Origin of the sequence: Micromonospora sp. NPDC047644 (genome assembly GCF_040704315.1) — a bacterium.
Taxonomy (GTDB): Bacteria; Actinomycetota; Actinomycetes; order Mycobacteriales; family Micromonosporaceae; genus Micromonospora.
On record NZ_JBEYSY010000014.1, the window covers coordinates 15,418 to 30,587 of the forward strand.

Below are 15,170 nucleotides of genomic sequence, written 5' to 3' on the forward strand. Positions count from 1 at the left end.
ATGAGCTAGAGATCGATGACTGTCAATCCACAAAGTAACGTCCGACGTCCTGCCCGGTGGACGACGTCCGTGCCCGACTCCCTCGCTGCGGTGCCGCTCGTCGATCCTGGCCCGACCTGGTAGTCAGTCTTGATCGAGGATTGCGGACCCGCATCCAAACATCTATCTTCATACGTGTGATGTTTCGTCGGTGTCAAGGGAATGTTTGCACCGCAAGAACGTAAGTCGTGGCTGTTGCCACGAAAGCTTGTTGTTCAGTGCCTCAAAGCCGCCGTAGTGTGGCATCTAAATACGTCTATAACTACTGTCTGTGAGGGCTTTCGGGATGTCAGACCCGCCGCCGACGCCGCTTCTCACCCTCCGGGGCATCGGCAAGTCCTTCCTCGGAGTCCGCGTTCTCGACGGTGTCGACCTCGATGTCGCGCCGGGCGAGGTGCACGCCGTGGTCGGTGAGAACGGTGCCGGGAAGTCGACCCTCATGAAGATCGTCTCGGGTGGGCACGCCCCGGACGGAGGCACTGTCGAGTTCGCGGGCGCGACGCGGACGTTCCGTGGCCCGCGCGACGCGCAGCGGGCCGGCATCGGCATCATCCACCAGGAATTCAACCTGCTGCCGGAACGGACCGTCGCGGAGAACGTCTATCTGGGGCACGAGCCGGTCCGACGCGGGCTCGTCGACCGTCGGGGGATGATCGACCACACCACGCGACTGCTCGCCTCGATCGGCGAGACCACGTTGCCGGCCGACGCCCGGGTGGGGCAGCTGGGCGTCGCGCAGCAGCAGGTCGTCGAGATCGCCAAGGCGCTCGCCCTGGACGCGCGGCTGCTCATCATGGACGAGCCGACCGCCGCGCTGGCCGACCACGAGGTCGAGCTGCTCTACGGGCTGGTACGCCGACTGCAGGAGCGGGGCATCGGGCTGCTGTACGTCTCGCACCGGCTCGCCGAGGTCTTCGACCTGTCCGGGCGGATCACAGTGCTCAAGGACGGCCGACGAGTCACCACAGTGGACACCGTCGACACCACGCCGGACCAGTTGGTGCGGCACATGGTCGGCCGGGAACTGTCCAGTTACTACCCGGACCGGGCCGTCCCCGAGGACCGGGGCCCGGTGCGGCTCACCGTTCGCGACGCCGGCAACCGCAAACTGCGCGACGTCAACCTCCAGTTGCGCGCCGGCGAGGTGCTCGGCATCGGGGGCCTGCAGGGCTCCGGGCGCTCGGCGCTGGCTCGCGCGATCTTCGGGGTGTCGCCGTTCACGACCGGCGACGTCACACTCGACGACCGGCCGGTCCGACTGCGCTCACCCCGCACCGCCATGCGGGCCGGCATCGCCTACGTCACCGAGGACCGCAAGGGCGAGGGGATCGTCCCTCGGCAGTCGGTGCTGGACAACGCGCTGCTGGCCAGCCGGGCCGTCTTCGCCGCCCGGTCCGGCCGGGCGGCCAGGACCGCCCGGGTACGCGAGTTGCTGGCCGCCGTGGAGATCCGTGGCGCCGGCGACGACCAGGAGATCCGCTTCCTGTCCGGGGGCAACCAGCAGAAGGTCGTACTGGCCCGGTGGCTCGCGCTCAGCCCGCGGATCCTGCTCTTCGACGAGCCGACCCGGGGCATCGACGTCGGCGCGAAGTCAGCCATCCATGATCTCGTCCGCCGCCTCGCCCGGGATGGCGCGGCCGTGCTGATGATCTCGTCCGATCTACCGGAGCTGCTGGGAATGAGTGACCGGATCGTCGTCATGCGGGACGGCCACGTCGCGGGTGAGCTGCCCGCCGGCGCGACCGAGGAGGAGGTCGTCGCGCTGGCGGTCGGCACGGTGCGGGAGGCGGCCCAGTGAGCGCGAGGAGTGAGCCGGTTTTGCGAGCCCCGCAGTCGCGAACCGAGGTGACCCAGTGAGCGCCCTGTCGCTGCTGCCGGCCCGACGGTCCGTACCGGGCGTGTTCGTGGCCCTGACCCTGACCCTGACGATCGGTTGGCTCGTCGTCCTGCTCGACGGTGGTCAGCTCTTCAACCAGTCCACGACCGTGAGTCTGCTGCATGTCGCGGCCGGCCTCGGGCTGGTCGCGGTGGGGCAGACCCTCGTCATCCTGGGAGGCTCGCTCGACCTCTCGGTGGCGTACGTGATCAGTCTCAGCACCCTCGTCGCGGCCGAGACGATGAACGGCAGCGACGGCGCGGTGCTGCCGGCGATCGGCCTGGTGCTCGTCGTCAGCGCCGGTGTCGGGTTGCTCAACGGGCTCCTCGTCACCAGGTTCCGGGTCAACGCGTTCATCGCGACGCTGGGCGTCGGGCTACTGCTCAAGGGCTACCTCGACAACGGCTACGACGGCCCGGCCGGCACCACCGCGCCCTCGCTCGTGCAGGCGCTCGGCTACCAGCGGGTCGGGCCGGTTCCGGTGTCGTTCCTGCTGTTGATAGCGGTCACCGCGGCGGCCTGGTTCGCCCTGTCGCGGACCCGCTTCGGCCACCACCTGGTCGCCGTCGGTGGGGACCCGGAGGTGGCGCGGCTCTCCGGCGTCCGCAACAACCGGGTCCTCGTCACCGCCCACGTCCTGTGTTCGATGTGCGCGGGGCTCGCCGGCATCTACCTCGCCAGTCGGCTCGGCTCGGGCGCACCCCGGGTCGGCACCGAGGGCCTCTACGACCTGGAGTCGATCGCCGCTGTGGTCATCGGCGGAACCGCCCTCGCCGGTGGGCGCGGCGGCGTCATCGGCACGGTCGGCGGGGTGCTGCTGCTGGCAAGCATCGACGCCATCTTCAATCAGCTCGAGGTCGACGCCTTCTTCAAGCAGGTGATCCGGGGCGTCATCATCATCGCCGCGGTCGCCGTCTACGCCCGCCGGGCCATGCGAAAGGCGGCCTAGCCATGCAGACCGTCCAGCCCCGTTCCCTGCCACTGCGTCTCCCGCGGGTGCGTCCCGGTGGAGTCCTGCCGATCCTCGTTATCCTCGCGGTGCTGCTGGTGCTCGTCGGCATTCGTCAGCCCGACTTCCTGGCCCCGCCGTCGTTGATGTCCTTCCTCGGCCGTTCGGCCCCGATCATCCTGCTCGCCGCCGGCCAGTACTTCGTGATCGTGTCCGGCGAGTTCGATCTGTCGGTCGGTTCCCTGGTCACCGCCCAGGTGGTGGTGGCCGCCCGGCTGATCGACAGCGACCCGGCGCGTACCTGGCCGGTGGTGCTGCTCCTGCTGGCCTTCGGCGCACTGGTCGGGCTGGTCAACGGCCTGATCACGACACGGCTGCGGGTGCCGTCGTTCATCACCACCCTCGGCATGTTCCTGATCCTCGTCGGCGCGGTCTACCTGTGGTCCGACGGTGCCCCGAAGGGTGGGCTCTCCGAGGAGTTCCGTCGGTTCGGGCGGCGCGCCTTCGAGGACGTGCCGGTGCTGGGCCGCGTTCCGTACGCGCTGGTGGTCCTGGTGGTCCTGGCGGTGGCGGCCGTGCTGCTGATGCGCTCGGACTTCGGCCGGACGCTGGTCGCCGTCGGCGACAACCCGCGCACCGCCGAGCTCAGCGGGGTACGCGTCTGGCGTACCCGGACCTTCGCCTTCATCCTCAGCGGGCTCGCGGCGGCGGTGGCGGCCATCCTCCTGGGCGGCTACAGCGGCGTGTCGTTCCAGGCCGGCGCGGGCCTGGAGTTCGGTGCGATCACCGCCGTCGTCCTCGGTGGGGTGGCGCTCGGCGGAGGTCGCGGCGCTGTCGTCGGGGCGATGCTCGGCGCGCTGACCCTCGAACTGTTGTTCGCCCTCATGAACTTCTACGGCGTCTCCGGCGCCCTCAGATCGACCGTCCAGGGCGCGATCATCCTGCTCGCCGTGGCGGTCTCGGCAACGCGTTCTTCGTCGAGATGAAGGGAAAACCATAGTGCGACGTTCCATGGCGGCCATTGCCGCTGTCACCCTGCTGTCCCTTACCGCCTGTGCCACCGACGAGCCGGCCGCGAGCCCGTCGGGAAGCGCGTCCGCCGCCACCGGATCCGGCACCGGGGACCAGTCGAAGTTCTTCGTGCAGGCCGACTACGACGCCGAGTTGGCGCTGCTCGACGCGGCACCGACCGGCCCGGCCGACAAGCCGTGGGAACAGGTGCTCAACCCGACGATGGTCGACACCGCCAAGTTCAAGAAGAGCGGCCCACACAAGATCTGCTTCTCGAACGCGGCGCTGAACAACCCCTGGCGGCAGGTCGGGTTCAAGACCATGCAGGCCGAGGTCGAGGCGCAGAAGAGCCGCATCAAGGAGTTCGTGCACGTCGACGCCGAGGGCAAGGACCAGAAGCAGATCGCGGACATCAACGATCTGCTCGGCAAGGGCTGCGACGCGCTCATCGTCTCGCCGAACACCACCGCCACGCTCACCCCGGCCGTCGAGGCGGCCTGCAAGGCCGGGCTGCCGGTCGTCGTCTTCGACCGCGGTGTCAACACGAAGTGCCCGGTGACGTTCATCAACCCCATCGGCGGTTACGGGTTCGGCCACGTCGGGGCCGAGTTCGTCAGCCAGAAGATGAAGTCCGGTGGCAAGGTCCTCGCCCTGCGGATCCTGCCCGGCGTCGACGTCCTGGAGACCCGCTGGTCGGCCGCGAAGGTGGCGTTCGACAAGGCCAAGGTCGACGTCGTGGGCGTCGAGTTCACCGATGGTGACCCGGCCAAGACCAAGAAGATCGTCGACGACTACATCCAGCGGTACGGCACGATCGACGGGGTCTGGATGGACGCCGGAGCGACGGCCGTCGCGGCAGTCGAGGCGTTCCAGGACGCGGGCAAGCCCGTTCCGCCGCTGAACGGCGAGGACCAGCTCGACTTCCTGAAGATCTGGAAGGACAAGAACCTCACCGCGATCGCGCCGACCTACCCGACCTACCAGTGGCGGACGCCGATCCTGGCGGTGTTGCAGATCCTGGACGGCAAGCAGGTGTCCAGCCCGTGGAAGCTGCCGCAGCCGACCGTCACCCAGGACAACCTGGACCAGTACCTCGACGCGAACATGCCGCCCCTGCACTACGCGATGTGCGGCTGCACCGACCTGCCCGGTTACCCGCAGCGCTGGAAGTAGGAACCGATGTACGCCATCGGCGTCAACCCCTGGGTCTGGACCTCGCCGGTCGACGACAAGGCCCTGACCGAGCTGATCCCGCGGATCGCCGCGTTCGGCTTCGACGCGGTCGAGTTGCCGATCGAGCAGCCCGGTGACTGGGACCCGATCCGTACCCGGGATCTGTTGGCGGAGCACGGCCTCGTCGCCGCCGGCGTCTGCGCGGTCACCCCGCCAGGGCGGGACCTGGTAGACGCCGCGCCGACGGTCGTCGAGTCGACGGTGGCGTACCTCAAGGGCTGCGTGGCGAGCGCGGCGGCCGTCGGCGCTGGATGCGTCGGCGGCCCCGCGTACGCCTCGGTCGGCCGCACCTGGCGGATGTCGCCGGCGGCTCGCGCGGCCTGCTACGCGGAATTCCGGCAGGCCCTGGCGCCGGTGGCCGAGCAGGCCGGCGAGTTGGGCGTGAGCATCGGTGTCGAGGCGTTGAACCGCTACGAGACGAGCGTCGTCAACACGATCGAGCAGACGATCGAATTGATCGACGGGCTACCGCCGAACGTCGGCATCATGATCGATACCTACCACATGAACATCGAGGAGGCCGACCCCTACGCGGCCCTCGCCGTCGCCGGCCCGCACATCAAGCACGTCCAGGTCAGCGGCACCAACCGGGGCGCTCCGGGTGCCGACCACTTCGACTGGCCCCGCTTCTTCACGGTCCTGCGGGACACCGGCTACCAGGGCTCGATCTGCATCGAGTCGTTCACCGCGGAGAACGAGACCATCGCCACCGCCGCGGCGATCTGGCGTCCGTTGGCCCCCTCGCAGGACCGTCTCGCCACGGACGGCCTGCGCTATCTCCGGGAGATCCTCGGATAACTGCCCGACCCGTCACCCCCGCGCTGGTCGAGGCCGCTCCGCCACCCCCACCCCGTTCTCATGTCAGGAGCACCGTCCCGTGTCCTCGTCCCTTTCGTCGCTGCGCCGGCTGCTGGCCGGCGCCGCCGCGACAGCGGTGACCGCGCTGGTCGCGGTAACCGCCTCGGCGTCCCCGGCCGCCGCGGCCACCACCACCCTCTACGCGTCGCCCTCCGGCACCGGCACCGCGTGTTCCGCCAGCCAACCGTGTTCGCTGACCGCCGCCCAGACGGCGGTACGGGCGATCAACAGCGCGATGTCCGGTGACATCGTCGTGGAGTTGGCCAACGGCGCGTACCGGCTCTCGTCGCCGCTGCGGTTCACCGCGGCCGACTCGGGCACCAACGGCTATCAGGTGATCTGGCGGGCCGCCTCCGGCGCGCGTCCCACGATCACCGGCGCCCGGGCGGTCACCGGCTGGTCGCTCGTCGACTCCGGAAAGAACATCTGGCGGGCCAACGTCGGCGCCGGGCTCGACTCCCGTCAGCTCTACGTCAACGGGGCGGTCGCCACCCGGGCCCGCACCGCCGTGAACCGCTCCGACTTCACCTTCACCACGTCCGGCATGCGGTTCACCAACAGCGCGCTCAACTACCTCAACAACCTCGGCAACCAGAACCGCGTCGAGGTGGAGAGCGTCGGCTCGTTCACCGACCGGTACTCGCCGGTGCAGAGCATCAGCGGAAACTTCCTGACGATGCAGCAGCCCGCGTGGAACAACAACACCTTCGGGTTCGACACCCTCTCCAGCCCGCACCGCGCCGGTCCCTTCTACCTGACCAACGCGTACGAGTTCCTGGACTCGGCGGGGGAGTGGTATCTCAACCCGAGCAACGGTCAGCTCAACTACATCCCGCTCTCCGGGCAGAACATGAGCTCGGTGAGCGTGGAGCTGCCGCAGTTGCAGTCCCTGGTCAACCTGGGCGGCACCCTCGCCGCGCCGGCGCACCACATCTCGTTCAGCGGCATCACCTTCACCGGCACCAGCTGGCTCGGCCCGAGCAGCAGCAACGGCTTCGCCGACCAGCAGACCGGCGCCCACATCACCGGCACCTGGTCCCGGCCCTCCGACGCGCTGACCTCCTGCCAGGCCGGCTGCCCCCAGTTCGAGGCCACCCGGCCGAACTGGAACCAGATGCCCGCCGCCGTGCAGGTCTCCGCGGCCAACACCATTACCTTCAGCGACTCCCAGTTCGTCAACCTCGGGCAGACCGCGATCGGCATCGGCAACGACGCGAACGCCCACGCCAGCGGCGTCGGCCTGGGCGCCAGCAACATCACCGTCACCCGCTCCGAGATCGCCCGCAACTCCGCCGGTGGCGTCGTGGTCGGTGGCGTACGCGCCGACGCCCACCACCCCAGTGACCAGCGGATGATCAACCGCAACATCACCATCAGCAACAACCGGGTGCACGACCTCGGCCTCGAGTACCGGGGTGTGGTCTCGATCCTGACCACCTACGTGAACACGGCGACGGTCTCGTACAACGAGGTCTACAACATGCCGTACACCGGTCTGTCGGTCGGCTACGGTTGGGGCGCCAACGACGCCGGTGGCAGCCAGCACTACGCCAACCGGGGCCTCTACAACTACCAGCCGCGCTACACCACGGCGACCACCGCGGCCAACAACCAGGTCATCGGCAACTACGTGCACGACGTGATGCAGCAGATGACCGACGGCGGCTGCATCTACACGCTGTCGGCGAACCCGGGCGCGACCATCAACCAGAACTACTGCCTGCGGACCAACGGCTGGTTCGGGCTCTACTTCGACGAGGGCTCCCGCTACTACACCGCCCGCAACAACGTGTTCTCCTCCACCGGTACCTGGGCCACCGCCAACTACTGGTACGCGGAGAACATGGGCAACTTCACGGTCACCAACAACTGGTCGACGAACAACTCCACGAACGTGACGAACGGCGACCGCGGCAACGTGGTCAACGGCAACGTCACGGTCAGCAACGGCAGTTGGCCGTCGGGCGCGCAGACCGTGATCAACGCGGCGGGAGTGCAGAGCGGCGGCGGCACCAACCCGCAGAACGTGCAGATCGTCGGCGCACAGTCGGGCCGGTGCGCCGAGATCGGCAACTCCAGCACCACGAACGGCACGCAGGCCCAGATCTGGGACTGCATCAGTGCGGCCACCAACCAACGGTGGACCCACACCGCCAGCCGGCAGCTCATGGTCTACGGCACCAAGTGCCTGGACGCCTCGGGGCAGGGCACCAGCAACGGCACCACGGTGGTGATCTGGGACTGCAACGGTCAGGCCAACCAACAGTGGAACGTCAACGCCAACGGCACGATCACGGGCGTGCAGTCGGGTCTCTGCCTGGACGCCAACGGCGCCGCGACGGCCAACGGCACGAAGCTGATCCTCTGGTCCTGCTCCGGCGGCACCAACCAGCAGTGGCAGCTGCGCAGCTGATCCGTTAGCACGACACCGACAGGTCCGGGCCGGGGCGCGAGACGCCCCGGCCCGGGCGCGTCCGGGCTACCGCTTCACTGTCAACCCGGTCGCGGCGTCGTAGCGGACCGGGATGGGGTCGGTGAGTTCCCCGACGAATGACCCGTCGACGTGGTCGAGGAAACCGATGAGGGACCAGTCGTCGGCGGGTCCGGGGACCAGCCGGGGCGCGTACAGGTGCGGGTGGGTGAACGGCTGGGCGGACGCGATGTCCCACGGCCCGAGGGTGGTCTCGCCGGTTGCCACCCAGATCCGCCGGTCGTCGCGCCGGGCGCTGCCGGTGGCGTCGGTGGAGAAGAGCAGCAGCGGCTGCCCGTCGAGCACCGCGACCTGGGGCACCTCCAGGTGACCGAAGCCGGCCGGTGTCGACAGCGGCGGCGCGACGGTCCAGGTGACGAGGTCGGTGGAGGTGGCGTGGCCGACGACGCCACGGGTGTTCGCCGGACCCGTGTTGGCGCGGGCGGTGATGAGCATGTGCCAACCGTCGCCGTCGGGGTCGGGGAAGACCCAGGGGTCGCGCCACGCCTGCTCGTACCACAGCTCCTTGTCCAGCAGCTCGTACCAGGTGGGGTCGGCCTGGACGATCGGCTCGCTGCCGTGCCGGTGCCAGGTCATGAGATCGTCGGAGACGGCCAGTCCGATGCGTTGGACGAGCCCGTCCTCGGCGCGACCGACGCCGGTGTAGAACAGGTACCACCGCCCGTCCGGCCCACGGACCGTGCAGCCCGTCCAGGTCGCCAGGTCGTCCCAACCGGGCGCGTCGGCGGGGACCACGGCGTCGGCGACCAGGCGCCACGAGCACAGGTCCGTCGAGACGGCGTGGCCGATGGTGGCCCGGCGGTGGCGGCGGTGCGGGTCGTGCAGGGCGCGGGACGCGCGCAGGAAGAACACGTGCCAGAGGCCGTTGTCGTCCCGCGTGTACCAGCTGTCCCACACCCAGTGGTCGGGTAGACGAAGCATGGTCGGAAACCTAGCACTAAACCGTTTTAGCGTCGGCCGAGCCCGATTCGACGGTGCTGATCGGGGGCCGTTGCTCAGCCGGCCGGCGGGGCGAGGGACTGGCGTCGACGCAGGGGCATCGGCACGAGCGAGGGCTCGACGGCGCCCCCGTCCAGGAGCAGTTCGACCGCTCGACGTCCCATCTGTTCGTGCGGCAGCGCCGTGGTGGCCAGGCTCGGACGCAACCAGGCGGCGATCGGGTCGTCGTCGAACGAGATGACCGAGATGTCCTCCGGGACGGTCAGCCCCGCCTCGCCGAGTGCCTGGTACGCGCCGAAGGCCAGCCGGTCGTTCATGCAGATGATCGCGCTGGGTCGCTCCGGCTTGCTGAGTAGGCTCCGCGTGGCCGCGTACCCGTGCTCGGGCAACCACTCGGTGCAGAAACACTCGGCCAGGAGGCCGACCTTCGCCTCGTCCAGTGTCTGCCGGATGCCGTGCAGGCGGGCGCGGGCGGCGAGTGAGACCTCCGGATCGTCCTCCTTGAGCCGGTTGCGGCCGATGAGCGCGATCGCGTCGCGGTGGCCGAGCTCCAGCAGGGCGGTGGCGACGGAGCGCCCGGCCCCCTCGTCGTCGGGGACCACGCTGGGCAGGCCGTCGGGGCTGGTGGCGTTGAGCAGCACCACCGGGCCGCCGAGGATGGCGGCGGGCACCGTCAGCCGTCGGGTCGCCATCGCCGCGTAGATCACCCCGTCGACCTGCCGGTCCAGGACAGCCTCGATGGCGTACTGCTCGAAGGTGGCGTCGCCCTGCGTCTCGGTGATGAGCAGGACGTGGTCCCGTTCGCGGGCCGCGTCGAGGGCGCCGCGGATGAGGTCGCCGGCGAACCGGGTGGTCGCCACGATGTCGGAGACGAACGCGATGGTGGCCGTCTTGCGGGTACGCAGGCTGCGCGCGGCCAGGTTGGGTCGGTAGCCGAGTTCCTCGGCGGCGGCGAACACCCGCTGGTGCGCCTCGGCCGAGAGTCGGGTGCCCTCTCTGCCGTTGAGCACCATCGACGCGGCGGTCTTGGACAGCCCGGCTTTCCGCGCGACGTCGGCGAGTGTTGCTCTGTTGCGGCCCATCAGTCCTCCGAATCAGGCACGGCGCCACGGGCACCGCTCCTGCCCATCATGATGCGTCGCCGTCCGGGATCGAGCGCCGGTCACGTCGGGTGTGGTGTGAACCCAACGTTTCCGCACCGTTGCCAAGTTGTCCTTGACAGCTCCCCGTGCCGCGCGCATGCTCTGCTAAATCAGTTTAGCGACCACTTCCGGTGCATCCAGAGGCGCCTGCGGTGGCCGCGCCGGTTCCTTTTTGTGCTGACGGTACGGGTGCCGCGCCCGCGCGAGAGGCCACGACCGACGTGTCGTGGCCTCCGCCGGTTCGCGGTGGTCCCGGTGGAGCCGTCGCGCGGCCATGGGTCGCGGGACGCGTGGAGATGTCAAGGAGTCATGACATGGCAGAATTGCTGACAAAGTTTCCGCGACGGAGGACTGTGCTCCTCGCGTCGTTGCTGGCCGTCGGGATGACCGCGACTGCCTGCAGCGCGCCGGGGGAGGACCGGTCGTCGAGCCAGAAGTCCGACGCCGCCGTCAAGACCGAGCTGGGCACCGACCCGATCACCCTGGAGATGTACGCGGAGACCGGCTTCCCGCTGGCCAAGGCGTTGGCCGACGAGTTCTCCAAGCAGCACTCGAACGTCACGTTCAACATCCGCGAGGACCAGTTCACGGTGATCGTGGAGAACGCGCCGCGGGTCATGGCGTCGGACAACTCGCCCGACATCATCCGGCTGCCGACCATGGTCGACCTGGTCAAGGACGACCTGCTCAAGAACCTCGACCCGTACTTCACCGCGTACGGCTGGGACACGTTCCCCGCCTCGCAGCTCATGCAGCTGCGCGTCGGCGAGAACACCCGGGGCACCGGCTCGCTGTACGGGATGGGACTCGGCTACAGCGTCACCGGCGTCTTCTACAACAAGAAGCTGGCCACCCAGATCGGCATGACCCAGCCGCCGGCCACCGTTGCCGAGTTCGAGGAACTGCTGGCCAAGGCGAAGACCGGCGGAGTCCAGCCGATCATGCAGTTCAACAAGAACACCGCGGGCATCAACTTCCCGCACCAGGCGCTGCAGAACCAGTTCGGCGACCCGACCCAGGTCGCCGACTGGATCTTCCAGAAGCCGGGGGCCACCTTCGACACCCCGGCTGCCCTGAAGGCCACCCAGGCCATCCAGAAGTGGGCCCAGGCCGGCTACTTCCCCAAGGACGCCAACGCCCTGGACTACGCGGGCATGGTGGGGGAGTTCCAGAAGGGCAACGGCCTGTTCATGTTCAACGGCGACTGGGAGTCGGCCAACCTCGACAAGTCGATGCCCGGCAACGTGGGCTTCTTCCTCTTCCCCACCGAGTCCGCCGGTGGAAAGCACGTGGCGATGTCCGCCCCCAACACCTTCGGTGTCTCCGCCAAGGCCAAGAACCCGGACGCCGCCGCGTACTTCCTGAACTGGGTGCACACCAACGCCAAGGCCCGCGAGATCTCGGTGACCGTCGGCGGCTCCAGCCCTGGCGGCCCGAGCGACCTGCCGGTGCCGAGCGCCGCGGAGAACACCGTGCTGGCCGAGACCCTGAAGGCGTCCCAGCAGCTCGGTGCCGAGAACGGCGCTGTGGACTTCACCGCGAACGCGACCGGCGGCATCTTCGCCGCCGCGATCACGCCGGAGATGCAGAAGCTGATCGCCGGCCAGCAGACGCCCGAGGGGTACGTGAAGGCGGTCCAGGCCGAGTACCAGAAGGAACTGTCCCGATGATGTCTGCCCTCGGCAGCGCACCAACCGGGCGCGACGATCGTCGCACCCGCCCCACCCCCACGCGGGCCCACCGATTCCGGTGGGCCCGCGCGGCCGGGACCGGCTGGTTGTACGTCCTGCCCGCCCTGGTGATGTACGCGGTGTTCGTCCTGCGCCCGCTCGTCCTGACGCTCCAGTACTCGCTCTACGACTGGAACGGCATCGGGGTGGCCCGCTGGGTGGGCCTGGACAACTACCTCACCGTGTTCACCGACAGCGACCTGCTGAAAATCATCGGCAACGCGATCGTGCTGATCGTCTTCTTCAGCTTCATCCCCGTCGCGCTGGGGCTGTTGGTGGCGAGCATGGTCCGCCGGATCACCACCGGCGTCTTCGGTACCGTCGTCCGGACCATCCTGTTCCTGCCGCAGGTCATCCCCCTGGTGGCGGCGGGCATCGCGTGGAGCTGGCTGCTCTCGTCGAACGGTCTGGTCAACCAGGCGCTACGCGCGGTCGGGCTGGGTGGCGTCGCCCGCGCCTGGCTCGGCGACTTCGACACGGCGCTGCCGGCCGTCGGCGTCATCGGGGCCTGGGTCCTGCTCGGCCTCTGCACGATCCTGCTGGTCACCGGCATGAGCAAGATCGACCCGGCGCTGTACGAGGCCGCCCGCCTCGACGGCGCCGGTCCGGTCCGCGAGTTCCTCGCCGTGACCCTGCCCAGCCTGCGTCAGGAGATCGGCGTCTGCCTCACCGTGACGATCATCGCGGCGCTCGCGAGCTTCGACATCGTTTACATCTCCACCAGCGGCGGCCCCGGCCTCCAGACCACGGTGCCGGGCCTGGAGATCTACCGGCTGGCCTTCTCGCAGCGGCAGGTGGGGCTCGCCTCGGCGCTCGCCGTCGTACTCATGCTGCTCGTGCTGGCGTGCGTGCTGCCGATTCAGCGCCTGAGCCGAGGGGACAAGCAGTGAACCTGAGTCGACGCGAACAGGTGACCGGCCGGGTCTTCCTGATCGCCCTGATCGTCGTCACCCTGCTGCCGTTCGTGAGCATGCTCTCGGCGGCGTTGCAGCCCCGGGGCACCGTGCCCAACGGGCTCGAGTGGCCGTCCGACCCGCAGTGGGGCAACTTCGCCGACGCCTTCACCGCCGCGAACATGGGCGCCCTGCTCCGCTCCAGCCTGCTCATCGTGGCCGGCGTCGTACCGGTGTCGGTGCTCATCGCGACCCTGGCCGGCTTCGGTCTCGGTCAGCTGCGCGTCCCGGGTGGCCGGCTCGTCTTCGGTCTCTTCCTGCTGGGTCTGACCCTGCCGTTCGAGGCCGTGGTCACGCCGCTCTACTACCAGATGCAGGACCTCGGCCTGCTCAACACCCGCTGGGCCATCATCCTGCCGCTGATCGGGCTCTACATGCCGTTCGCGGTGTTCTGGATGCGGGCACACTTCACCAATGTGCCGGTCGAGTTGTCCGAGGCGGCCCGGGTGGACGGCAGCAGCACCTGGCAGTTGTTCTGGCGGGTCCAGGTGCCGCTCGCCCGGCCGGCGATCGCCTCGCTGACCATCCTGATGTTCCTCTGGACGTGGAACCAGTTCCTGCTGGCCATCGTCCTCGTGGACGACGCGACGAAACGCACCATGGCCGGGGCGCTCGGAGCGTTCCAGGGCCAGTGGGGCACCGACCTGGTGCTGCTGTGCGCCGGGTCGCTGCTGATCCTCACCCCGACCCTCATCGTGTTCCTGATCTTCCAGCGACAGTTCATCAAGGCCCTGATCCAAGGGTCAGTGAAGGGGTAGGCAGTGGTCACACAGCCACAGATCCACGGCGACGTCGACGATCGCTTCGGGCGCGTCGCCGACGTCTTCCGCGACAACTTCACCTCCCGGGGAGAGGTCGGCGCCGCGGTAACCGTCTACGTGCGCGGACGCAAGGTCGTCGACCTGTACGGCGGGGTCGCCGACACCCGTACCGGGCGGCCCTGGGACGCGCACACGCCGGTCGTCGTCTTCTCCTGCACCAAGGGGATCCTGGCGATCTGCGCCTACCTGCTCGCCCAGCAGGGCCGGCTCGACCTCGACGCTCCCGTGACGCGCTACTGGCCGGAGTTCGGACAGCACGGCAAGGCGGACATCCCGGTGCGCTGGCTGCTGACGCACCAGGCAGGTCTGCCCGCGGTGGACCGACCGCTGACCCTCGACGAGGTGCTGGCGTGGGATCCGGTGATCAAGGCGATCGAGGCGCAGGCCCCGCTGTGGGAGCCGGGCACGGCGCACGGGTACCACTCGATGACCTACGGCTGGCTGATCGGAGAGGTGATCCACCGCATCACCGGCCAACTACCCGGCGCGTTCTTCGCCGACACCGTCGCGGGTCCGCTGGGCCTGCGTACCTGGCTGGGGCTTCCGGCCGCGGAGAGCGACAGCGTCGCCTGGGGCCTGGCACCGCCCCCGGACCCTGACCCGTTCGTGGACCCGGTCGCCGAACGGGGCATCACCATGGGGGGCGCCTTCGCCTTCCCCGCCGACGCCGACGGCCTGGTCAGCTTCAACGACGACGCCATCCGGGCCGCCGGTGTTCCCGGCGCGGGCGCGGTGAGCACCGCCGAGGGTCTCGCGCGCCTCTACGCCGCCTGTGTGTCGGAACGGGAGGGGGGGCCGCTGCTCACGGCGGCGTCGGTGGACGACGCGGTAGTGGTTCGCTCGCGTGGTCAGCAGCGGCACGGCCCGCCGGACAGCGGGCAGCGCTGGGGCACCGGCTTCCTGCTGCACTCGCCACCGGCCCGACCCCTGCTGGGTGAGCGCAGTTTCGGCCACGACGGCGCGGGCGGCAACCTCGCCTTCGCCGACGCCGAGCATCAGGTGGGCTTCGGCTACGTGGTCAACCAGATGCGCGGGATGGGCGACGAGCGCGCCAATCTGCTCACCGCCGCCCTCCGAACCTGCCTCCAGGCCTGACCCTCCGGGTCCCCCCACCGGGAGGGTCGCCTC

The 15,170-nt window shown here is 69.3% G+C and carries 12 protein-coding genes; 10 read left to right on the plus strand and 2 right to left on the minus strand.

Features of this window, described 5'->3' with window-relative positions:
- Positions 1-325 precede the first annotated feature (325 nt).
- The 6 genes from AB0877_RS23070 to AB0877_RS23095 all read left to right on the plus strand — a co-directional run bounded on the left by AB0877_RS23070 (position 326) and on the right by AB0877_RS23095 (position 8,379).
- On the plus strand, positions 326-1,837 hold the full coding sequence (locus AB0877_RS23070) for a sugar ABC transporter ATP-binding protein (protein ID WP_366611357.1): 1,512 nt from the start codon (positions 326-328) through the stop codon (positions 1,835-1,837).
- A gap of 55 nt (positions 1,838-1,892) precedes the next feature.
- Positions 1,893-2,864 carry an ABC transporter permease gene (locus AB0877_RS23075; protein ID WP_366611358.1) on the plus strand — a complete coding sequence of 324 codons (972 nt, stop codon included), beginning with the start codon at positions 1,893-1,895 and terminating at the stop codon, positions 2,862-2,864.
- 2 nt (positions 2,865-2,866) lie between these two features.
- Positions 2,867-3,850 (plus strand): ABC transporter permease, encoded by a 984-nt coding sequence (locus AB0877_RS23080; protein ID WP_366611360.1) that lies wholly within the window; start codon positions 2,867-2,869, stop codon positions 3,848-3,850.
- 13 nt (positions 3,851-3,863) lie between these two features.
- Positions 3,864-5,048: an ABC transporter substrate-binding protein gene (locus AB0877_RS23085; RefSeq protein WP_366611362.1), complete on the plus strand. Its 1,185-nt coding sequence runs from the start codon at positions 3,864-3,866 to the stop codon at positions 5,046-5,048.
- A 6-nt stretch (positions 5,049-5,054) separates the two neighbouring features.
- A complete protein-coding gene (locus AB0877_RS23090; RefSeq protein ID WP_366611363.1) occupies positions 5,055-5,906 on the plus strand; it encodes a sugar phosphate isomerase/epimerase family protein in 852 nt (283 codons plus the stop codon).
- Between the two features lie 79 nt (positions 5,907-5,985).
- Positions 5,986-8,379: an RICIN domain-containing protein gene (locus tag AB0877_RS23095; protein ID WP_366611365.1), complete on the plus strand. Its 2,394-nt coding sequence runs from the start codon at positions 5,986-5,988 to the stop codon at positions 8,377-8,379.
- Positions 8,380-8,445: 66 nt separating this feature from the next.
- Here AB0877_RS23095 and AB0877_RS23100 read toward each other — a convergent pair whose 3' ends face one another.
- Entirely contained in the window at positions 8,446-9,456 is a 1,011-nt protein-coding gene (locus tag AB0877_RS23100) for a family 43 glycosylhydrolase (RefSeq protein WP_366611626.1), read from the minus strand.
- Positions 9,453-10,478 carry a LacI family DNA-binding transcriptional regulator gene (locus AB0877_RS23105; protein ID WP_366611366.1) on the minus strand — a complete coding sequence of 342 codons (1,026 nt, stop codon included), beginning with the start codon at positions 10,476-10,478 and terminating at the stop codon, positions 9,453-9,455. The genes AB0877_RS23100 and AB0877_RS23105 overlap by 4 nt, the downstream gene beginning before the upstream one ends.
- Before the next feature lie 374 nt (positions 10,479-10,852).
- Between AB0877_RS23105 and AB0877_RS23110 the strand changes: the two genes are divergently transcribed.
- Genes AB0877_RS23110 through AB0877_RS23125 form a run of 4 tightly spaced genes read left to right on the plus strand, consistent with a single transcriptional unit; the run spans position 10,853 to position 15,137 of the window.
- The gene (locus AB0877_RS23110; RefSeq protein ID WP_366611368.1) at positions 10,853-12,208 is read left to right on the plus strand and encodes an extracellular solute-binding protein; all 1,356 of its coding nucleotides are present in this window, start codon (positions 10,853-10,855) and stop codon (positions 12,206-12,208) included.
- Entirely contained in the window at positions 12,205-13,158 is a 954-nt protein-coding gene (locus tag AB0877_RS23115) for a sugar ABC transporter permease (RefSeq protein WP_366611369.1), read from the plus strand. Before AB0877_RS23110 ends, AB0877_RS23115 begins: the two co-directional genes overlap by 4 nt.
- Complete coding sequence (locus AB0877_RS23120; protein ID WP_366611371.1) at positions 13,155-13,979, plus strand: carbohydrate ABC transporter permease; 825 nt, start codon at positions 13,155-13,157, stop codon at positions 13,977-13,979. The genes AB0877_RS23115 and AB0877_RS23120 overlap by 4 nt, the downstream gene beginning before the upstream one ends.
- Before the next feature lie 3 nt (positions 13,980-13,982).
- Positions 13,983-15,137, plus strand: a complete 1,155-nt coding sequence (locus AB0877_RS23125) for a serine hydrolase domain-containing protein (RefSeq protein WP_366611372.1) — start codon at positions 13,983-13,985, stop codon at positions 15,135-15,137.
- The last annotated feature ends 33 nt before the right edge of the window (positions 15,138-15,170 follow it).